General features: G+C 68.6%; 20 protein-coding genes. 4 read left to right on the top strand and 16 right to left on the bottom strand.

Features of this window, described 5'->3' with window-relative positions:
• Positions 1-247 precede the first annotated feature (247 nt).
• Complete coding sequence (locus P4826_RS15180) at positions 248-1,372, bottom strand: type II asparaginase (RefSeq protein ID WP_317701210.1); 1,125 nt, start codon at positions 1,370-1,372, stop codon at positions 248-250.
• 246 nt (positions 1,373-1,618) lie between these two features.
• On the opposite strand from P4826_RS15180, the gene P4826_RS15185 reads away from it, so the two are divergent.
• Both P4826_RS15185 and P4826_RS15190 read left to right on the top strand, forming a co-directional pair.
• A complete protein-coding gene (locus P4826_RS15185) occupies positions 1,619-1,792 on the top strand; it encodes a DUF4160 domain-containing protein (RefSeq protein ID WP_317701211.1) in 174 nt (57 codons plus the stop codon).
• On the top strand, positions 1,789-2,241 hold the full coding sequence (locus P4826_RS15190; protein ID WP_317701212.1) for a helix-turn-helix domain-containing protein: 453 nt from the start codon (positions 1,789-1,791) through the stop codon (positions 2,239-2,241). Before P4826_RS15185 ends, P4826_RS15190 begins: the two co-directional genes overlap by 4 nt.
• 9 nt (positions 2,242-2,250) lie before the next feature.
• Here the strand turns inward: P4826_RS15190 and priA are convergent, their stop codons facing one another.
• From priA to P4826_RS15265, 14 genes are all read right to left on the bottom strand, one after another.
• Positions 2,251-4,455 (bottom strand): replication restart helicase PriA, encoded by a 2,205-nt coding sequence (gene priA / locus P4826_RS15195; protein ID WP_317701213.1) that lies wholly within the window; start codon positions 4,453-4,455, stop codon positions 2,251-2,253.
• Positions 4,456-5,072: 617 nt separating this feature from the next.
• A complete protein-coding gene (gene hemE, locus P4826_RS15200) occupies positions 5,073-6,191 on the bottom strand; it encodes a uroporphyrinogen decarboxylase (protein WP_317701214.1) in 1,119 nt (372 codons plus the stop codon).
• Positions 6,192-6,210: 19 nt separating this feature from the next.
• Positions 6,211-7,233: a L,D-transpeptidase family protein gene (locus P4826_RS15205; protein ID WP_317701215.1), complete on the bottom strand. Its 1,023-nt coding sequence runs from the start codon at positions 7,231-7,233 to the stop codon at positions 6,211-6,213.
• 83 nt (positions 7,234-7,316) lie between these two features.
• The gene (locus tag P4826_RS15210) at positions 7,317-7,676 is read right to left on the bottom strand and encodes a toxin-antitoxin system HicB family antitoxin (protein WP_317701216.1); all 360 of its coding nucleotides are present in this window, start codon (positions 7,674-7,676) and stop codon (positions 7,317-7,319) included.
• A 296-nt stretch (positions 7,677-7,972) separates the two neighbouring features.
• Complete coding sequence (locus tag P4826_RS15215) at positions 7,973-8,146, bottom strand: hypothetical protein (RefSeq protein ID WP_317701217.1); 174 nt, start codon at positions 8,144-8,146, stop codon at positions 7,973-7,975.
• Between the two features lie 129 nt (positions 8,147-8,275).
• Entirely contained in the window at positions 8,276-10,606 is a 2,331-nt protein-coding gene (locus tag P4826_RS15220) for a class I SAM-dependent DNA methyltransferase (protein ID WP_317701218.1), read from the bottom strand.
• Between the two features lie 201 nt (positions 10,607-10,807).
• Positions 10,808-11,173: a type IIL restriction-modification enzyme MmeI gene (locus tag P4826_RS15230; protein WP_317701219.1), complete on the bottom strand. Its 366-nt coding sequence runs from the start codon at positions 11,171-11,173 to the stop codon at positions 10,808-10,810.
• Between the two features lie 31 nt (positions 11,174-11,204).
• Positions 11,205-11,534 carry a type II toxin-antitoxin system RelE/ParE family toxin gene (locus tag P4826_RS15235; RefSeq protein ID WP_317701220.1) on the bottom strand — a complete coding sequence of 110 codons (330 nt, stop codon included), beginning with the start codon at positions 11,532-11,534 and terminating at the stop codon, positions 11,205-11,207.
• Positions 11,535-11,540: 6 nt separating this feature from the next.
• Entirely contained in the window at positions 11,541-11,810 is a 270-nt protein-coding gene (locus P4826_RS15240) for a ribbon-helix-helix domain-containing protein (RefSeq protein ID WP_317701221.1), read from the bottom strand.
• A gap of 76 nt (positions 11,811-11,886) precedes the next feature.
• Positions 11,887-12,273 carry a type II toxin-antitoxin system death-on-curing family toxin gene (locus tag P4826_RS15245; protein WP_317701222.1) on the bottom strand — a complete coding sequence of 129 codons (387 nt, stop codon included), beginning with the start codon at positions 12,271-12,273 and terminating at the stop codon, positions 11,887-11,889.
• Complete coding sequence (locus P4826_RS15250; protein ID WP_317701223.1) at positions 12,270-12,494, bottom strand: AbrB/MazE/SpoVT family DNA-binding domain-containing protein; 225 nt, start codon at positions 12,492-12,494, stop codon at positions 12,270-12,272. Before P4826_RS15250 ends, P4826_RS15245 begins: the two co-directional genes overlap by 4 nt.
• A 52-nt stretch (positions 12,495-12,546) precedes the next feature.
• Positions 12,547-13,116, bottom strand: a complete 570-nt coding sequence (locus P4826_RS15255) for a GGDEF domain-containing protein (protein ID WP_317701224.1) — start codon at positions 13,114-13,116, stop codon at positions 12,547-12,549.
• The gene (locus P4826_RS15260; RefSeq protein WP_317701225.1) at positions 13,117-13,491 is read right to left on the bottom strand and encodes a hypothetical protein; all 375 of its coding nucleotides are present in this window, start codon (positions 13,489-13,491) and stop codon (positions 13,117-13,119) included. It lies immediately after the preceding gene.
• 61 nt (positions 13,492-13,552) lie between these two features.
• Positions 13,553-15,754, bottom strand: coding sequence for a protein-disulfide reductase DsbD family protein (locus P4826_RS15265; protein WP_425605177.1), 2,202 nt, complete (start codon positions 15,752-15,754; stop codon positions 13,553-13,555).
• Positions 15,755-15,827: 73 nt separating this feature from the next.
• Between P4826_RS15265 and P4826_RS15270 the strand changes: the two genes are divergently transcribed.
• Positions 15,828-16,661 (top strand): creatininase family protein, encoded by an 834-nt coding sequence (locus P4826_RS15270; protein WP_317701227.1) that lies wholly within the window; start codon positions 15,828-15,830, stop codon positions 16,659-16,661.
• A 96-nt stretch (positions 16,662-16,757) separates the two neighbouring features.
• A complete protein-coding gene (locus P4826_RS15275) occupies positions 16,758-17,957 on the top strand; it encodes a GGDEF domain-containing protein (RefSeq protein WP_317701228.1) in 1,200 nt (399 codons plus the stop codon).
• On the opposite strand, the gene P4826_RS15280 is transcribed toward P4826_RS15275, so the two are convergent.
• Entirely contained in the window at positions 17,948-18,619 is a 672-nt protein-coding gene (locus tag P4826_RS15280; protein WP_317701229.1) for a histidine phosphatase family protein, read from the bottom strand. The genes P4826_RS15275 and P4826_RS15280 overlap by 10 nt on opposite strands.
• Positions 18,620-18,643: the final 24 nt, after the last annotated feature.

Here is an 18,643-nt window from a genome sequence, read left to right on the forward strand (position 1 = left end):
TTTGACGAAGCAAAGAAAGGTAGGTGCGCCGCCGGGCGCACATCCCGGCCAGCAACATCAAAAAGAAGAGCTACAAGCGCAATACCACCAAGCGTTGGAGGTCAAAATTACAACAGCCAGCCAAGGCAGCACCCAGATCAGCGCCAGCGCCACGGCCCATCACCAGGCGCCAAACAGGGCGAGCAGGCCGGCTGCGAACACCTTGATCAATACCATGAGCAAAGGCCACGACATATGCGCGGGAGTCTCAATACTCCCAGAACATGCGCTGCAGTTCCTTGGTATTGGCGCCCTTGGCCAGGGCCAGCATGGTCAGGATGCGTGCCTTCTCGGGGCGCATGTCGTGCGCCACCACCCAGTCGTACTTGTCGTCGGGCTGCTCGGCGTTGCGCAGCACGAAGCCGTAGGGCACGCGCGAGGAGCGCACGATGGTCACGCCCTGGGCCTGCACCTGGCGCAGCGGCTCGACCATGCGGTTGGCGACCGAGCCATTGCCCGTGCCGGCGTGGATGATGGCCTTGGCGCCGGCGGCGGCCAGGGCCTGCACGGCGGTGGGCTGCACGTTGCCGTAGGAGTAGACGATCTCCACCGAGGGCAGGCTGGTGATGTCGTCGATGTTGAACTCGGACTGCGTGGTGTGGCGCTTGACCGGGGCGCGGAACCAGTAGTTCTTGCCCTCGACCACCATGCCCAGCGAGCCCCACTGGCTCTGGAAGGCTCGGGTCTCGATGTTCACGTCCTTGTTGGTGTCGCGCGCGCTCTGGATCTGGTCGTTCATGGTGATCAGCACGCCCTTGCCCTTGGCGTCCTTGGAGGCGGCCACGCTCACGGCGCTCAGCAGGTTCAGCGCGCCGTCGGCCGACAGGGCAGTGCCCGGGCGCATCGAGCCGACCACGGCGATGGGCTTGTCGGTGTGCACCGTCAGGCTCAGGAAGTACGCCGTTTCGGCCAGGGTGTCGGTGCCGTGGGTGATGACGATGCCGTCCACGTCGGCCTGCTTGGCCAGCTGCGAGACGCGCTTGGCCAGGGTCAGCAGGTTGTCGTTGGCAAAGCTTTCCGAGGCGATCTGGAACACCTGTTCGCCCTTGACGTTGGCCACATTCGCCAGCTCCGGCAGGCCGGCCAGCAGCTTGTCCACCGGCACCTTGGCTGCCGTGTAGGTGGCGCTGTTGGCCGCTGATGCGCCTGCGCCGGCAATGGTGCCGCCGGTGGCCAGCACCACCACATTCGGCTTGGCCATGGCTGCGGCCTTGGCTGCTGCCGCGGCCGCGGCGCTGGCGTCCTGCGCCAGTGCGAGGGTGGGGGCGGCGGCAAAACCGGCAACGGCGATGGCGGTGGCCACCAGGGACATGCGCAAGGCTTGGAAGGTCATGTGGGAATCCATAAACAAAAAAGCGGTCTTGTGAACCGGGGCTGCACTGTGTCGCATGGTCGCGCAGTTGCCAATGGTGGAAACCCGGCAAAACCGCTGCGCCAGGAGCGGTATTGGCACAGCGGCCTTGCTTGGTCCTGGGGGCTCATTCCGTTGATGTTTGTGCAATGGTTGCACTAAAATACATGCATACCAACGCTTCACAAGTTGCCAAACAAGAGTATCCGCGTCAACGTGCCAGACCACTTGCCGCCCCATCTGCATGTGGTGATGGCGGACAGGCGTGATGCGCTGGTGGATTTGACGACGCTGGCAGTCACCAGCCGCACGCTGCGGGCCTCTGAAATTGCCGATGCACTGGCGTGGATAGAGGCAAACCGGGCGTATTGCGTGCAAGTTTTCAAGGAGTGCAACCCATGATCCACGATCTCCATCACACCATCGCCGCCCTGGCAGTGAAGCCGCCTTGCGCCCTGACGCTGACATTTGCAGATGGCGTGACGCTACCCGTCGACCTGGCCGAGGTGGCCCATGCCCGCCCGGCGCTGGCGGCCCTTGCCGACCCGGCGTTGTTTGCCACGGCGCGCATCGATGCGCGGGGTGGATATGTGGTGTGGATTGACGATGACCTTGAACTGGCGGCCGACAACCTGCGCAACATGGCGGTCGAACAGGCCGGCGGCATTGGAAGCGAACGCCTTGCCAACTGGATGCACAAGCACGGCCTGACGCAGGAGCGCGCCGCCGATGCTATTGGCGTATCGCGCCGCATGCTGAACTACTACCTGTCGGGTGCGAAGGCAATACCCAAGACCGTCTGGCTGGCCTGCCTGGGCTGGGAGGCGATGAAGGAGTCGGCGCCCGCCTGAGGCTCACCCTCAAATCCCCTGCGGGTCCACATCCACCAGCCAGCGCACCAGCCCCTTGTGCCGCGCGCGCTCGGCATGCAGCAGGGGCTGCCAGGCGGCCAGAAAGCGCTGTAGCGCGCCGCGCTGGGGGCTCTCCAGCAGCATTTGCGCCCGTTCCACGCCCGCCACGCGCTGCACGGCCAGGGGCACGGGCGGGAAAATGAACACCTGCTCCAGCCCCGGCAGGGCGGCGGTGCGTGCGGCCTCGGCTGCGGCCTGCAGGAAGGCCTGGGCAGTCTCCTGGCTGCGCGCGTCGGCGCGCACCAGGGCCTGGTGGGCAAAGGGCGGCATGCCGGCGCCCGCGCGCTCGGCCAGCTGTTGCGCGGCGAAGGCCGGGTAGTCGTGGTGGCGCAGGGCGGCGTAGAGGGCGTGATCCGGGTGCCAGGTCTGCAGCCACATCTCGGGGTGGCTCTCCTGCGCGGCCACATAGCGCGCGTCGCGCCCGGCGCGGCCGGCGGCCTGCATCAGCAGGGCAAACAGCCGCTCCGGCGCGCGAAAGTCGCTGGAAAACAGCGCCCCGTCGGGCTGCACGGCGGCCACCAGGGTGATGCGGCGAAAGTCGTGCCCCTTGGCCACCATCTGCGTGCCCACCAGCACGTCCACATCGCCGGCGTGCACCTGGGCCAGCTGCTCCTCCAGCGCGCCCTTGGCCTTCGTCGTGTCGGCGTCTATGCGCGCCACGCGGGCGGCGCGGCGCTCGGGGGTGATGACGTTGCGCAGCAATTGCGCCAGCTGCTCTTCGAGCTGCTCCGTGCCCCTGCCCACGGGGGCGATGTCGGGGTTGCCACAGGACGGGCAGGCGCGCGGCACGCGCTGGGCAAAGCCGCAGTGGTGGCAGCGCAGCGTGCGGTCTATCTTGTGGAACACCTGGTGCGCGCTGCAATGTGGGCAGTCGCTCTTCCAGCCGCAGGCGTGGCAGTGCAGCACCGGGGCGAAGCCGCGGCGGTTGAGCAGCACCAGGCATTGCTCGCCGCGCTCCACGCGCTCGGTAATCGCCGCCAGCAGCGGCGGGGCAAATATTGCGCCGCGCGGCTGCTGGCCCATGTCGATCAGGCGCAGGCGCGGCAGCGCGCCCGCGCCTATGCGGCTGGGCATCTCCAGGCGCTGGTAGCGGCCCACGGCCGGGTCGCTCGCATGCCAGCTCTCCAGCGAGGGCGTGGCGCTGCCCAGGATGACCTTGGCGCCCTGGTCGCGCGCGCGCCACAGCGCCAGGTCGCGCGCCGAGTAGCGCGCGCCCTCCTGCTGCTTGTAGCTGGCGTCATGCTCCTCATCGACCACGATGAGCCGTAGCCCCGGCAGGCTGGCAAAAATGGCCATGCGCGTGCCCAGCACGATGCGCGCGGCGCCGGCGTGCGCCGCCAGCCAACTCTTCAGGCGCTGCGGGTTGGTCATGCCGCTGTGCAGGCTGACCACGGCCGCGTCGCCATACAGCGGCGCAAAGCGCTCGCGAAAGCGCGCCTCCAGCTGGGGCGTCAGGTTGATCTCGGGCACCATCACCAGCGCCTGGGCGGCTGGGCTGGCGGCCAGCGCCTGCTGCACGCTGTGCAGATAGACCTCGGTCTTGCCGCTGCCGGTGCTGCCGAACAGCAGAAAGGGGCCGGGATTGGTGTCAATTTGGGCTGCGGCGCTTGCCTGTTCTGCGCTCAGGCTGATTGAGCCGACAACTCCCTCGCCCCCTTGGGGGAGAGGGCAGGGGTGAGCGGGTGATTGGGCGTTGTGCCCATTTTTGCAACCCTCACCCCCCCCCTCTCCCGCCTGCGGGAGAGGGGGGAAGGCAGGACTGGTGCGGCGCATGCGCCGCGCCAGCTGCTCGGGCGTCAGCTCGCGCAGCTGCGGCGGCAGGGCGGCCAGGGCCAGCTCGCCCAGGGCACGCTGGTAGTAGCGCGCGGCAAAGGCCACCAGGCGGCGCCAGGCGGCGTCCAGTGGGGCCATCCCCTCCAGCACCCCGGCGACGGCGCGCGGCGCCATGCCGGCGGGCAGGGGCGGGGGTTCGGCGGGTGCGTCCCAGACCACGCCCAGCACCTCGCGCCGGCCCAGTGGCACGCGCACCAGGGTGCCGGGGGGCAGCGGGCGGTCGCAGGCATAGCTCAGCAAGTCGCCCAGGGCGCTGTGCGCGGGCGTGCTCACCGCCACCTGCAGCAGATGCGCGGCGGGCGCTGCAGCGGGCAGGTTCATGGCAGCAGCGCGCGGCTGGCGCCGCCTTGCCCACAGTCAATCGGGGGTCTGTGGATAACTTTGTTGAAAGCCCGTGTGACCAGCCCGCCAGGCCGCATGGCTGCGTGCCCGGGTGCTAGTCCATTTGCAGCCGCGAATAAAGAAAACCCCATATGAATCAATGATCTTTGTCATGCCCCAAGGCGTGGCCCGGCAATTGCCGGCGCTTGGCCCTGGCCAGGCACCGCTGCGCCAAACATGTGCACAACTGCGCTGTCAATAGCCGGATGTCGCCGCAAAATATGCTAGGCAGATGCCGCTGCACTCGATCTTTCTTGCACATTGGGCCGCAAGTGCTTGATTTGGCAGGGTATTCAGGCGAAGTCCAGAATTTCTGTGGATAACATTGTTGATATCCATGGCCCGGCGCCCGCAAGCCCTTGTCGCAGCGGGCTTTGTTTAGCCTGCCCAGAAAAGCGGCATGGCCGGCTTGTTTAAATAAATCAATAACTTGCGCGCCTGTTTCATTTTCGTGACGCTGTTGCGCCGGGGGCTGCGTGGGGCTTTGTCGCCCCATGGCCACCCCGGCGTAAATGTGCATAAGTCATAGCCTCATGCGCGTCAATGTGAGTGGGTATTCACCGCTGACGCAGCTGGCGCGAGTAGCCGTGCACCGTCTCCACCAGGGCCGCCACATGCTCGGGCGGGGTGTGCTGGCTGATGCCGTGGCCCAGGTTGAAGATATGCGTCGGCCCGGTCGTCGTGCGGTCAGTGTGCGGCTGGCCAAAGCTGTCGAGCACGGCGCGTGCCTCGCGCGCCACGGCCTCGGGTGGGGCAAACAGCACGTTGGGGTCGATATTGCCCTGCAGCGCCTTGCCCGGGCCGCCTGCGCTGCCGCCCACGATGGCGCGCGCCTGGCCCAGGTTGGCCGTCCAATCCAGGCCCAGCACCTCGCAGTCGAGCGCCTTCATGTCCTGCAGCCAGATGCCGCCGCCCTTGGTGAAGCAGATGCGCGGCACGTCCTGGCCGTCCACGCCGGTGCGCTTCAATTGCGCCAGCACGCGGCGGGTGTATTCCAGGCTGAACTGCTGGAAGGCGCCGTCGGCCAGCACGCCGCCCCAGCTGTCAAAAATCATCACCGCCTGGGCGCCGGCGTCAATCTGCGCGTTCAGATACTGCGCCACGGCGTCGGCGTTCACGGCCAGGATGCGGTGCATCAGGTCCGGGCGGCTGTACATCAGCGTCTTCACCTGGCGGTAGTCGTCCGAGCCGCCGCCCTCGACCATGTAGCAGGCCAGCGTCCAGGGGCTGCCCGAGAAGCCGATCAGCGGCACGCGGCCGTTCAGGGCGCGGCGAATGCTGGTGACGGCGTCGAACACATAGCGCAACCTGTCCATGTCGGGCACGGCCAGCTGGGCCACGTCGGCCTCGGTGCGCACGGTCTTGGCGAACTTCGGCCCCTCGCCCTCGGCAAAGGACAGGCCCAGGCCCATGGCGTCGGGCACGGTCAGGATGTCGCTGAACAAAATCGCCGCATCCAGCGCAAAGCGATCCAGCGGCTGCAGCGTCACCTCGGTGGCGTAATCCACGTTGGTGGCCAGGCCCATGAAGCTGCCGGCCTTGGCGCGCGTGGCCTTGTACTCGGGCAGGTAGCGGCCGGCCTGGCGCATCAGCCACAGGGGCGTGTAGTCGGTGGCCTGGCGGCGGCAGGCGCGCAAAAAAGTGTCGTTGGCGAGGGGGGCAAAGGAGGTAGTCATGGGGCCGATTGTCGCAGCCTCAATACACCACCACCTTGTCACCCACCTTCACCTGCTCATACAGCCATTTGGCGGTCTGGTAGTCGTTCAGCTGGCTGCAGCCGTGCGAGCCGCCCTCGTAGCCCACCTGGTCGAAATCGTCCGAGTAATGGATGGCCACGTTCTTGTCATAAAAGATGGCATACGGCATGGGCGTGCGCTCGCCAAAGATGGTCGAGACCGTGTCGCTGTTCATGTACCAGATGCGGAACTCGCCGCGCTCGCTCTCCCAGCCCGGCCGGGCAAAGCGCGCCGCGCGCGTGAACAGCGTGCGGCCGTCCTGCACCAGCGACATCTTCTTTTGCTCCCAGGAGATGCACACCACCTTGCCCGTCAGGCAGCGCGTGTCCAGCTCCTGCGTCATCTGGCTGGTAGGCGGCTTGTCGAACAGCTGGGCGTAGCGCGGGTTGCGCGTCTTGGCGATCAGGCGCGCCCAGGTGCGCTCGTCCATCACTGTGCTGGCCGGCAGGCCGACCTGGGTGCGAAAGCCGGCAATCGCCTGCTGCGTGGCCTGCTGGTACTGGCCGTCCACGGCGCCCTGGTAATGGCCTACCTGCTTCAGGCGGTGCTGCAGCTCCTTGATGTAGCCCGCCTGCCCGGGGCCGGTGAACCAGGCGCCCACGTCGGTGTTGTTCAGCTCGGCGGCCGTGGGCTGGTGCGACTTGGGCAGCAGCTTGTCCCAGGTGGCCTGGTCCACGATGCCGGTGGCGCGCAGGCCGTGATCCTTCTGAAACTTGCGCACCGTCTCGCGCGTCTTCAGGCCGAAGCGATCGTCCACGTCATACAGCGCCAGGTACTTGGCATGGCGCAACCGCACCTGCAGCTCGCGCACCAGGGGGTGCTCCATCTTGTGGCGCAGCTCCTGCGCCAGCGGCGCCGGCTGGCTGAAGGGGCGTGGCGTGGCGTCGCCATGCAGGGAGCCGGCCAGGGCGGGCAAGGCAAACAGGGTGGCCAGGCCGCACAGGGCGGCGAGCAGGGGAAGGGGACGGCGCGAAAAACACATGGGGCGGGATTATCCCGAAGCCTGGCGCCGGGGATGGTTGAGCGCGCTCAAGAGGTGCAGCGTGTCCATGCCGGCGCTCCCTGTCAGGCCAGGTGCTCGCGCCGCCCCAGGCCCTCGGCGATGAAGGCCAGCACCAGGGTGTTGAGTGAAACGCCCTCGGCCTTGGCCCTGGCCGCCAGCTGCGCATGGATTGTCTTGGGCACGCGGGCGACAAACTTGCCCGAGGCCACGCCGCCGCTCTTGGGCGCGGGCACCGGCAGGCCCTTGGCCTGCAGCGCGGCCATGGTGGCGGCCAGTGCGACGCGGCCATGGGCGATTGCTTCTTCTATGGTCTCGCCGTCCGAGATGCATTCTGAAAAATCCGGAAAAGAGATCAGGAAACCGCCGCCCTCGGCCGCCGCCAGGGGTCGAATCTCAAACGGGTAGTCGTCCAGGTTTTTCATCGCTCACGCTCCGCTGACCAGGGCCAGAAATTTCTTCACATAGATGGGCTTGATCGGGCGGTGCGCGGGCACCGGCAGGGTTGTGCCGTCTGCGCGCACAAACACGCAATGGCTGCCGCCATCGTGCCGCTAGTCAATTCCATGTTGCCGGGCCACCGTCTGAAGCTGTTCGATGCGCCAGTCCAGCGGCTGGTGGTGCATGGCTTCAAGCAGCTTTGCGGCGGTGTTCATGGGTTGAATAGTATTCCTGGTGATACTGCGCATCAACCATGCCGGCGGGACGCCGGCGCTCCCGGTCAGGCGCGCCAGGCGCTGGCGCCGTCTTGCGGCACGCATTGCGCGCGGCCCAGGGCCTCCAGGGTGGACAGCAGCGTGGGCAGGCCGCGCTTCCAGGGGCCGCGGCCCTTGAAGCGGGCCTCTATCGCCGCCAGGGGCAGGGGCGCAGGGCTGGCGGCCAGCAGGTCGGCCACGGCGCGCACCTGCTCGGGCAGGGTGGCGGGCCAGGGGGTTGGCGCCGGTTGCTCTTGTTTTAATAGTGATTTTTCATTATCAAAATCAGGTTCTTGCGCTTGTGTATCAAGCGCTGGTAGCTCTTGATTTTAATGCGTTTTCTGCGGATTTTGATAGGCCGGGCGCAGCCAGTGGATCTGGCCCTGGGCCTCTTGCTGGGCGCGCTGGGCGTTCAGGCGCACCAGCGGCTCCAGCAGGGCGTCGCCGCTGCTGCCCTCGGGCAGGCCGTAGGCGGCCAGCACGGCGGCGTCCAGCTGGTCGTGCAGCTCGCGCAGCACCCCTACCAGGCCCTGGGCGTGGATGGTCTTTTCCTTGGGCGTCAGGGGGCGGCCCTCACGCAGGGCGGCCAGCACGTTGTACAGGCCGGTGAGGGTCAGGCCGGGCGCGGTATTTACTCCCTCGCCCGCTGACAGGCGCGCTGCTTCGGTATTCACTCCCTCGCCCCCTTGGGGGAGAGGGTGGGGGTGAGGGGGTGTGCTGGCGCTGCGCCCGCTGCCTGCACCCTCACCCCTGCCCTCTCCCGCCTGCGGGAGAGGGAGTGGGGACAGCACGCGCTTTCTGTGCGCGTCGATCTTTTCCGCCAGCTCGGCGATGCGTGCATGGAGCAGCGGGGTCAGGCCGGTGTCTTCGCTGGGGAAGGGGAAGGTTTCGAAGCAGCGGGTTTTGTTGTAGCGGGGCCGGTCTTCCAGCGTTCCGCCCGTCGCCAGCGCCCATTCGATGTGCGGCTGGCTGGAGAGCACGCCCAGGGTGTAGGCATCTTGAAGGGCGATGGCGACCAGCATGTTGTCCGGCAGGATGGCCGCGTCCAGGAACTGGAAGGTGCGGTGCTTGGCGGTTTCGACGGTGGCGATGTAGCGCGGCAGGCCGGCGAGCTGTTTGCGCAGCTTGGGGTTGGTTTCGCCAAACAACCACCAGTTCTTGCGCCGGCTTTCGCGGTTGTTTTGGTCGCGTTCGGGTTTCACGCGCTCCTGCAGCCATTGGTAAACAGCGGGCTGCTGGTCGCGCAATTGCTCGGCTGTCCAACCGAAGGCGTCTATGACTTGTACGCCGCGCGGCCTGTCGGTCAGGTCGCGGCCGTTGCGGTAGGGGCGGATCAGCTGCTGCTTGCCGTCACCCCCGCCCTCTCCCAGAGGGAGAGGGAGTAAGGCAGCGGCCTGCTCGGGGGTGACGATGAAGCCGGCGCCAAACAGTTGCACGCCCCGGTTGCTCAGGTTTTCATTGGCGCGCAGCGGCTGGGCGGCGGCCACGTTGGCGCCCACGCTCAGGTCGGCGTGGATCAGGCCGGTGCGCCCTTGCAGCTGCACGGCCACCTCGCCATGTTCCCCCGCCTGCTCGTCGGTCACGGCCAGCAGCTGGCCCTCGCCCGGCCCGGCGGCCAGCACTGTCATGGCAATGCGCACGGCGGCGCCGCTGGCGGCGTCCACCCAGGGGTGATTGGCTATGGCCAGATGCAGGTGCGTGCCCGCGTCCAGCGCGGCCTGCACCACGCGGCGGTTGAAGGTCTGGCGCAGGCTGTTGGTGGTGATCAGGCCCATGCGCTGCGTGTGGCCGGCGGCCACCTGCGCGCTGGCGTGCTGCCACCAGAACATGACGAAGTCGGCGCTGTCGGGCACCTCTTGCCAGGCGGCGCGCAGGGCCTGCACGTAGCCGTCGCCCAGGGCCTCGCGCATGGCGGCGGCGCCGATGAAGAGCGGGTTGCCGACGATGAAATCCGCCCGCGGCCAGTCGGCCTTGCGGGCGCCGGTGTAGCGCCACTGCGGCACTTGCGCGGCTTCGTCGGGCACGGGTTCACCGGTGACGGGGTGCGTTTTGTAGGTGGTGCCGTCCCAGCGGCTCAGCAGCCGGCCGGCGCTGTCATAGGCCGGCTCCTGGCTGTCCCAGGCCAGCACGGCGTCGCGGCATGCGATGTTGCCGTAGTTGTGCACCACGGGCTCGGCCACGCTGGCCAGGCCGCGCGTGCGCACATGCCATTGCAGCCAGCCTATCCACAGCACCAGCTCGGCGAGCGCCGCGGCGCGCGGGTTCAGCTCCAGGCCCAGCAGCTGCTGCAGGGTGACGGTTTCGCCCTCGAAGCCGAGCTGGCCCTGCTGCTGGCCCAGCTCTTCGAGCAGGTTCACCACCTCGCCCTCCAGGCGCTTCAAATGCTCCAGTGTGACGTAGAGAAAGTTGGCGCTGCCGCAGGCCGGGTCCAGCACGCGCAGGCTGCACAGGCGGTGCAGAAAGTCCTGCACCTGCTGTACGGCTTCCTTGCGCTTGGCGCGCACGGCGGCGTTGTGCCGATCCAGGGCGGCAAAGTCGCTTTTGGTCTTGACGGCGGGGGCGGCGGCCTCCAGGGTGTCGGCCTCGTAGGTCAGCGCCAGGGCGGCGGCCTGGGCGTTGGCCCATTCGGCGCGCAGCGGGGCGATGACGGTGGGCAGCACCAGGCGCTCGACATAGGCGCGCGGGGTGTAGTGGGCCCCAAGCGCGTGGCGCTCGGTGGGGTCGAGGGCGCGCTCGAGCAGGGTGCCGAAGATGGCGGGCTCGACCTCGCGCCAGTTGGCGCGCGCGGCCTGGGTCAGCAGGTCGATCTGCGCGGGGGTGAGCAGCAGGCTGTAGCCGTCCTGGCCCGCGCCCTTGAAGAGCTAGCCGTTGAAGTGCAGCACGTCTTTGGCGAGTGCGCCGCAGAAGCCGCCCCTGTCCATGTCGGCACAGAGGATGGCCAGCATTTTTTGCAGCGTGGCGGGTTTGTAGCAGTCGATGCGCCCGCTGCTGCTGGCGCCGTCGCCATGCCAGAAGGTGATGGGGCGTTCGAACATGTAGTCCTGCGCGGGCGTGGGGTGGGGCCTGTCCACCCCGAGCAGCTGGCACAGCTCGATGACGAAGCTTTGCGCCGTGGCCAGTTCGCTGGCGGTGGTGCCCTGCCAGCGGTCGATGAAGGTGGCGGCGGCGTGGTTGTCGGCGGCGTCGGCTGGCGCGGCCGCGTTGCTGGCGTGGTGGCTATCTCCCATGCGCGGGGATGATAGCGGGGGGCGTTCGGGTTCAGCCGTCGGCGCCGCCGTCTTCGGGGTCGCCGTGCAACAGTGTTTCGTAGTCCTGGCCGCCATAGAAGATCCCGATGATGGCGACCACCTCGGCGTCCACATGGAAGGCGATCACGGCGCTCTTTTTGTAGTGGGTGATGCGCAGGCCGGGCCGCACGTCATCGCGCCGGGTTCCGCGCAGGGGAAAGGTGCACAGGCTCTCGCAGTAGCTCACGATGGCCTCGATGTAGCGCGCCGCTACCTCGGGCGAGGCGGCGTGGGCGATGTAGCGGAACAGTTCGGCCAGCTGTTCCAGGGCTTCGGGGCTGAAGACGACGCGGTGACGCATTGCGCCTCAACCGGCCTTGGCACGCTCGGCGGCCAGGCGCGCACGCACCTGGTCGGCCGTCACCGCGCGCGAGGGGTCGGCCCGCAACGCGTCATGGGCCGGGCCGACCTGCTGGTGCAGCCAACTTTCGACGGCGCGATCACGCGCCATGAGGGCGCGCAATCCATCGCGGATCACCTCGCTTTCGCTGGCGTACTCGCCCTTGCGCACCTTGGCCTTGACCGCGTCGGCCATTTCGTTGGGCAGGGTAATGCTCATTTGCTGCGTGGTGCGCATGGCGGGCTCCTGAGTTGGTGGGATTTAATCCTACTTCATCAAAGAACTGAACGGTTGCAAGCGGGTGTGCAGCGCGTCATGCACGCGGCACGCTGTGCGCGCGCAGCCAGGCGGCGAACGCGTCTTCGCTCAGCTCGCCAGCGGCGAGGCTGAGCATGGCCAGTGTGGTGTCGGCCTGGCTCGCGGTGAGGCGCCAGCCGTTGAGGTACAGGAACAGGCCCGTGGCCAGCAGGGCGGCGCGCTTGTTGCCATCGACGAAAGCGTGGTTCTTGGCCAGCCCCAGGCCGTAGCTGGCGGCCAGGGCGGCGTGGTCGGGATTGCCATAGGCGGCCAGGTTTTGCGGCCTGGTTAGGGCGGAGTCGAGCAGGCCTTCGTCCCGCAGGCCCTGGCCGCCGCCGTGCTCGGCCAGGCTTTCGGCGTGCAGCAGCAGCAGGGCCTGCTTGCTGATCCAGCGCCAGCTCATTTGGCCAGCTCGTGGAAGGTGCCGCGGTATTCGCGCATGAAGTCGCGGCCGGCGGTGATTTCTTCTTCCAGCGCCGGGTCGTAGGGCGTGAGGATGAAGCCTTCTGGGGATTCGGTCAGAAACACCGTTTCGCCCTTTTGCAGCTTCAGGCGGGCCAGGGCCTCCTTGGGCAGGATGACGCCGACGGAATTGCCGATCTGGGTGAGTTTGAGCTGGTGCATGGGGTGCCTCACAAACGTTATTACGTTTGTAATACTAGCACCGCCTCGCGCGCTATGCAGGAGCGCCGTCGCACACCAGCCGGTCGCGCCCGGCCTGCTTGGCGCGGTACAGGGCCTGGTCGGCGCGGCGGTACAGCGCGCCGGTGCATTCGCCGGCGCGGTGCAGGGCCAGGCCGGCGCTGGTGGTGTTGCCCTGCGCCGGTGCCTCGGCCAGCGGGCGGGCGGCGCGTACATGCTCCAGCAGGCGCTGCACCACGGCGCGGGCCTGGGGCAGGTCGGTGCCGGGCAGCAGCATCATGAATTCCTCGCCGCCGATGCGCCCGCAGCCGTCGTCGCGCCGGGTGCTGGCCTGCAGCTGGCGCGCAAAGTCGCGCAGCACCTCGTCGCCGGCGGGGTGGCCAAAGCGGTCGTTGATGCCCTTGAAATGGTCCAGATCCAGCAGCACCAGCACCAGGGGCTGGCCCTGGGCGATGAGGGCGCCGGCCTGCTGCAGCATATGGGCGCGGTTGCTGATGCCGGTAAGGTCGTCGGTGTGCGCGGCGCGCAGGGCCTGGTCGCGTGTCTGGCGCAGGCTGCGGCCGTCCTGGCTCAGGGCGGTGATGTCGCTGGCCACGCACAGCATTCAGCCGCCCGCCAGCGTGGTTTCGGCCATCCAGATCCAGCGGCCGTCGTGCAGCTCGGTTTCGAAGGCGCGAAAGGCCTGCTTGCCCCGGCGCGAGCGCGCCGAGGCCAGCCAGCGGTCGAAGTCCTGCGTCTGCACCGGCGTGCCGCGCTGCTGCAGGTAGTTGGCGCGCATGATGTCGCCCCAGGTGCGGCGGCCATCGGGGCGCGCATGGTAGGCCTGCTGGAAGGGCGGATTAGCAAAGCGCAGGATGTCCTGCGCGTCAAAGATGCCTATCAGCTGTTCGCTGGCCTGCAGCAGCTCCAGCACCACGGCGGGCAGGGCGTCGCACGATGCCGGTAGTGAGCTTGCGGAGGGCGGGAGGCAGCCAGACATGCATGAATATGTATCAATTTATTACATGCATCATAACGATATCGGCTGCCCGGGGTGCCGTCTACAGCCCATGCACGGCCGCGCGCAGCGCGTCGGCGTTCAGGATCTCGGAGAACACCACCGGCTCGCGTCCCGGCGCGTGCAGCACGTAGACCGGCACGCCGCTGCGGCCCAGCGCGGCGAGGGCGGCGGTGATGGCCGGGTCGCGCCGCGTCCAGTCGGCGCGCAGCAGGGCCACCTGCTTGGCGGCAAAGTCGCCCAGCACTTCGGTTTTGGCCAGGGTGGTGCTCTTGTTGTACTGGCAGGTCACGCACCAGGCGGCGGTGTAGTCCACGAACACCGGGCGGCCCTGGGCCAGCAGTTCATCGGCCAGGCCCGGGCGCCAGGCCTGCCAGGCGGATGCGCCTACCGGGGCCGCGGTTGCGGTTTCGCTGGCATGGGGCGTCAGTTCAATGATTTTTGGGCCCCAGGCCCATGTGAACCAAGCGCAGGCAGCTATGGATAGTGGAGCAAGCACGGCCCGGCTGAGGCCGCGCAACGTCAGCGCCCAGACGGCCATGGCGAGCAGCACCAGCAGCGCCAGCAGCGCGGCCGCGCCGTGGATACCGCTTTGCTGGCCCAGCACCCAGACCAGCCAGACCACGGTGGCGAACATGGGAAAGGCCAGGAAGCGGCGCAGTGTCTCCATCCAGGCGCCGGGCCGGGGCAGGGCGCGGGCAAAGGCCGGCAGCCAGCTGGCCAGCAGATAGGGCAGGGCCAGGCCCAGGCCCAGGGCGGCGAAGATGGACAGCGCCTGCGCGGCCGGCAGCTGGGCCGTGAGGCCGAGCGACGCGCCCATGAACGGCGCCGTGCAGGGCGACGCCACGGCGACGGCGAGCACGCCGGTCAGGAACGCATCCAGCACCGGGTGGCGCGCCTGCAGGCCGGCCAGCGACGATGGCAGCATGGCGCGGAACTCGAACATGCCGGCCAGGTTCAGCGCGATCAGCGTGAACAGCGCGGCCAGTGCCGCCACCACGGCCGGCGACTGCAGCTGAAAGCCCCAGCCCACGGCCTCGCCGGCGGCGCGCAGGGCCAGCATCAACGCGCCCAGCGCCAGAAACGACAGCAGCACCCCGGCGGTATAGGCCAGGCCGCTGACGCGGTGCGCGCGCGCGTCCTGCGCGTGGCGCGCAAAGCCCACCACCTTGATGGCCAGCACCGGGAACACGCAGGGCATGAGGTTGAGGATCAGGCCGCCGAGCACCGCGCCGGCCAGCGCCAGCAGCCAGGTGGCCAGCGGCGCCGGGGTGTGTGCCAGGGGCAGGGGCTGCGCGTTGGCGGCGTTGGCCTTGAGCGCGGCCTCGAGCGCCGGCGACATGGCGGCCAGTGGCGCCACGGCGGGCCAGCCGCCGGCCACGGGCAGCTCCATGCGCCAGCCCTGGCCGGCGTGGGCCAGCACCAGGGGCATGGGCTCGGGGCCCTCGCTGCGGTCGCGCGCCAGCGGCACGCGCGCCGTCCAGGTGGCGCCGTCCCATTGCTGCGTGGGCGTGGCGGCGGTTTCGACCACGCCGCTGGTCTCGGGAAAGACCTCCAGCTTTTGCCCCTGCAGCGCGGCGGGCAGGCCGGCCACGCGCAGCAGCACGGCGCCGCCGTCCACGCGCGCGCCGCTGTCCGCGTGCGCGGGCAGGTTTTGCGGATGGGCCCGGGCGGCGGCGTCAAAGGCCGCGGCGTGCAGGGCGGTCGTGCCCTGTATAGGCAGCTGCAGGGTGAATTCCCCGTCCTCGGGAATGCATTCCTGGCGGCACACCAGCCACGAGGCCTTGAGCCGGATGGTGACCTCCTGCGCCAGCGGGCCGGGGTTGAAGGCCGGCGACACGGTCACGGGCACGGGCAGCAGTGCCGTACCCTCGTAGCCGTAGTTGGCCAGGTGGCCTATGGAGATCTTTTTGGGCACGGGCCAGGCGATCTCGCCCGCATCCAGGCCGGCGGGCAGCTGCCATTCCAGCTGCGTGGGCAGGCCCGAGTCGCCGGGGTTCTTCCAGTAGGTATGCCAGTCCTTGGTATGGGTCAGCAGCAGGCCCAGCTGCAGCGGCCGGCCCGGGGCCACGCCCTCGGGGGCCTGGGCGACGAGCTCGGCGCGCACCTGGGGGGTGGTGACCACGCTGGTGCCGGCCATGGCCGTGGTTTTGAGCTGAATTTGGCTGTTGGCGCCCATGGCTAGCGCGCTGACAGCTATAAAAACAATAGTTGGCAGGATCTGCCGTAGAAGTCGGTGAAGCATGTCGCAGGGTGGGAGCGGCGGGGCGCCGTTTGGTTCCTTGGGGCAATGGTAGAGCCACATTAAGATGGCTGGCATGTCATACCCCTCCCGTTTCTGGGCCGACCTGTCCACGCGTGACTTTGCCGAGGCGCGTACCTGGGGCCTGGCCGCGCAGACCGTGGCTGTGCTGCCCGTGGCGGCGGTGGAGCAGCATGGGCCGCATCTGCCGCTGTCGGTTGACGCTGCGTTGCTTGACGGCGTGATCCAGGCGGCGCTGCCGCTGCTGCCGGCCGAGTTGCCGGTGCTGTTTTTGCCGCCACAGCAGCTGGGCCTGTCCACCGAGCACCGCTCCTACCCCGGCACGCTGACGCTGTCGCCCAGCACGCTGATCGCGCTGTGGACCGAGCTGGGCGAATGCGTGGCGCGCGCCGGCATCAAGAAGCTGCTGCTGTTGAACGGCCATGGTGGCAACGTGAGCCCCATGGACATCGTGGCGCGCGAGCTGCGCCAGCGCTGCGGCCTGCTGGTCTACAGCAGCAGCTGGTTCGGCCTGCCGCTGCCGGACGCGGTGAGCGGGCTGTTCAGCGCGCAGGAGCACCGCTTTGGCATCCACGGCGGCGAGATCGAGACGTCGATGATGCTGCACCTGGCGCCCGAGACCGTGCACATGGAGCACGCGCGCCACTGGCGCTCGACATCCCAGGATCGCGCCGAGCGCCATGCCATCCTGGGCAACGGCAAGAGCGCCAAGATGGGCTGGGCCATGGAGGACTACCACAGCGCCGGCGCCGTGGGCAACGCCGCCGCCGCCAGCGCCGACAAGGGCCAGGCCGTGGTGCAGGCGGCGGGCGCCGCGCTGGCGCAGCTCCTGGCCGAGCTGCATGCGCTGCCGCTGTCCACCCTGGCGCCCAGGCCGGGGCCGCCGTAGCCGGCCGGTGCTGGCTTGGCACTACTGTGATAGCGCACATCAAGGCGCAAAATGAAGCACAGTGGTACAACCGGCCGCATTGGGAGAATCAACCGCATGCTTCAGATCAGGCCGCCCTTGCAGGCATCCACCACCAAGTACGCACAGCAGCTGCGCCGGGGCTTTCGCTGGCTGCGCTTCGATGCGCCGCTGGAGGCCGAGTACCGCGCCTATAGCCACAGCGACGAGTATGTGCGCGTGCTGTGGTTCAGCGCCCTTTGCCTGTTGCTGTGGGGTGGCTACGGGCTGTTTGACCTGTGGCGCATCGATGCCGCGCGGCTGGGCGCCGGGCAGCAGCCGCTGTTGACCGCCCTGCGCGTGACGCGCGTGGCCGTCACGGTGGCGATTGCGCTGGTGCTGGTCGGCGCCTTGTGGCGCGCGCCCATGCGCTGGCTGCATGGGGCGCTGATGGGGCTGGGCGTGGCGCTCAGCTGTGGTGCGGCGTTTGCGGTGTATGCCTACAAGGTGTTCGGCGTGCCGCATGAGACGGCCGTTCTGGTGATGATCATGCTGGGCCTGTTTTCGCCGTTCGCCATCAACCTGTGGGCGCAACTGGCCATGGCCGCGCTGTATCTGGCTTGCGTGGGTGCGCTGGCCTGGGTGGCACCGCAGCCCGAGGTGCAGGCGCAGATGCTGCGCCTGGGCGTGGAGCTGGCGCTGGCGGCGCTGGTGTTCAGCTTTGCCGCCTACTGGCGCGAGCACCAGCGGCGCGAGCAGTTCCTGTACCGCGGCGACGCCCACTGGCTGGCGATGCGCGATGCGCTCACCGGCCTGTACAACCGCCGCATGTTCAACCACCACCTGGAGCAGGTCATGGCCCAGGCGCGGCGCGAGGGCCAGCCGCTGGCCTTGTTGATCGTCGATGTGGATCACTTCAAGGCCTACAACGACCTCCATGGCCACCCGCAGGGCGACGCCGTGCTGCAGCAGGTGGCGCAGGTCGGCCTGGCCTGCATTGGCCGGCCGCTGGACATAGCAGCGCGCGTGGGCGGCGAGGAGTTTGCCGTGCTGCTGTACGGCAGCAGCGCCGAACACGCCCGGGCGCTGGGACAAAGCCTGGTGGCCGGCGTGCGCCAACGCGCGCTGGCCCATGGGGCTTCACCGGTGGCCGATGTGGTCACGGTGAGCGTGGGCGGCGCCATGGTGCAGCCCGAAGACCGCCCGCAGACGCTGTTTGCACGCGCCGACCGGGTGCTCTACCAGGCCAAGAACAACGGGCGCGACCGCTGCCACTGGGAGGCGGCGCTTCAGGCGTGAGTGACCCAGCCCGCGTATTCGGGCGCGTCCAGGTGCGCCAGGCTGTTGAAGGTCTGCAGCATCAGGCGTTTGGGGCTCACGCTGAACTCGGTGACGGCGCTGTTGCGGATGCGCATGTTCAGCGCAATCGTCACCTCGGGCGGCGTGCGCAGCACCTCGCCCACGGCGGCGGCAATCGGCCCGCCGCTGGAGACCAGCAGCACGCTACCCCCCACATGCTGGCGCCGCACCTGCTCCAGCGCGGCGCGCACGCCGCCTGAAAACCCATCCCAGCCGGGCATGCCCGCCGGGCTGATGGTGCCGGCCATCCACTGTGCCAGCGCGTCGCACAGCAGGCGGAAATGCTGCCTGTACAGCTCGGGTGTGTCCGGGCGCGGCAGGGGCGCGGGGTGGATGGCGCTTATCAGCGCCTGGCTGTTGTATTCGTTCAGGCCGGGCAGCAGCTGGGGCTCGGGCATGGCGCCCAGGCCCTGGGCTATGCCCGCCAGCGTCTGCGCGTGGCGGCGCAGCGTGCCGCAGAGCACGGCGTCAAAGCGCAGGCCGCGTTCGCGCCAGTAGGCGCCCAGGCGCTCGGACTGCTGCCGGCCGCGCGCGCTCAGCTGGTCGTAGTCGGCAGCGCCAAACGAGGCCTGGCCGTGGCGCACGAGGTAGAGGGTTCCCATGCCGCCGATTTTGACAAAACAGGC

The organism is Diaphorobacter limosus, from assembly GCF_033100095.1.
GTDB classification, from domain to species: Bacteria; Pseudomonadota; Gammaproteobacteria; order Burkholderiales; family Burkholderiaceae_C; genus Alicycliphilus; species Alicycliphilus limosus.

Bases quoted from the DNA above. Each gene is read 5' to 3' on its own strand.
- P4826_RS15180 (WP_317701210.1), bottom strand. From the start codon at position 1,372: ATGACCTTCCAAGCCTTGCGCATGTCCCTGGTGGCCACCGCCATCGCC.
- P4826_RS15190 (WP_317701212.1), top strand. From the start codon at position 1,789: ATGATCCACGATCTCCATCACACCATCGCCGCCCTGGCAGTGAAGCCG.
- priA (WP_317701213.1), bottom strand. From the start codon at position 4,455: ATGAACCTGCCCGCTGCAGCGCCCGCCGCGCATCTGCTGCAGGTGGCG.
- hemE (WP_317701214.1), bottom strand. From the start codon at position 6,191: ATGACTACCTCCTTTGCCCCCCTCGCCAACGACACTTTTTTGCGCGCC.
- P4826_RS15205 (WP_317701215.1), bottom strand. From the start codon at position 7,233: ATGTGTTTTTCGCGCCGTCCCCTTCCCCTGCTCGCCGCCCTGTGCGGC.
- P4826_RS15210 (WP_317701216.1), bottom strand. From the start codon at position 7,676: ATGAAAAACCTGGACGACTACCCGTTTGAGATTCGACCCCTGGCGGCG.
- P4826_RS15230 (WP_317701219.1), bottom strand. From the start codon at position 11,173: ATGGGAGATAGCCACCACGCCAGCAACGCGGCCGCGCCAGCCGACGCC.
- P4826_RS15235 (WP_317701220.1), bottom strand. From the start codon at position 11,534: ATGCGTCACCGCGTCGTCTTCAGCCCCGAAGCCCTGGAACAGCTGGCC.
- P4826_RS15240 (WP_317701221.1), bottom strand. From the start codon at position 11,810: ATGCGCACCACGCAGCAAATGAGCATTACCCTGCCCAACGAAATGGCC.
- P4826_RS15245 (WP_317701222.1), bottom strand. From the start codon at position 12,273: ATGAGCTGGCGCTGGATCAGCAAGCAGGCCCTGCTGCTGCTGCACGCC.
- P4826_RS15250 (WP_317701223.1), bottom strand. From the start codon at position 12,494: ATGCACCAGCTCAAACTCACCCAGATCGGCAATTCCGTCGGCGTCATC.
- P4826_RS15255 (WP_317701224.1), bottom strand. From the start codon at position 13,116: ATGCTGTGCGTGGCCAGCGACATCACCGCCCTGAGCCAGGACGGCCGC.
- P4826_RS15260 (WP_317701225.1), bottom strand. From the start codon at position 13,491: ATGTCTGGCTGCCTCCCGCCCTCCGCAAGCTCACTACCGGCATCGTGC.
- P4826_RS15265 (WP_425605177.1), bottom strand. From the start codon at position 15,754: ATGCTTCACCGACTTCTACGGCAGATCCTGCCAACTATTGTTTTTATA.
- P4826_RS15270 (WP_317701227.1), top strand. From the start codon at position 15,828: ATGTCATACCCCTCCCGTTTCTGGGCCGACCTGTCCACGCGTGACTTT.
- P4826_RS15275 (WP_317701228.1), top strand. From the start codon at position 16,758: ATGCTTCAGATCAGGCCGCCCTTGCAGGCATCCACCACCAAGTACGCA.
- P4826_RS15280 (WP_317701229.1), bottom strand. From the start codon at position 18,619: ATGGGAACCCTCTACCTCGTGCGCCACGGCCAGGCCTCGTTTGGCGCT.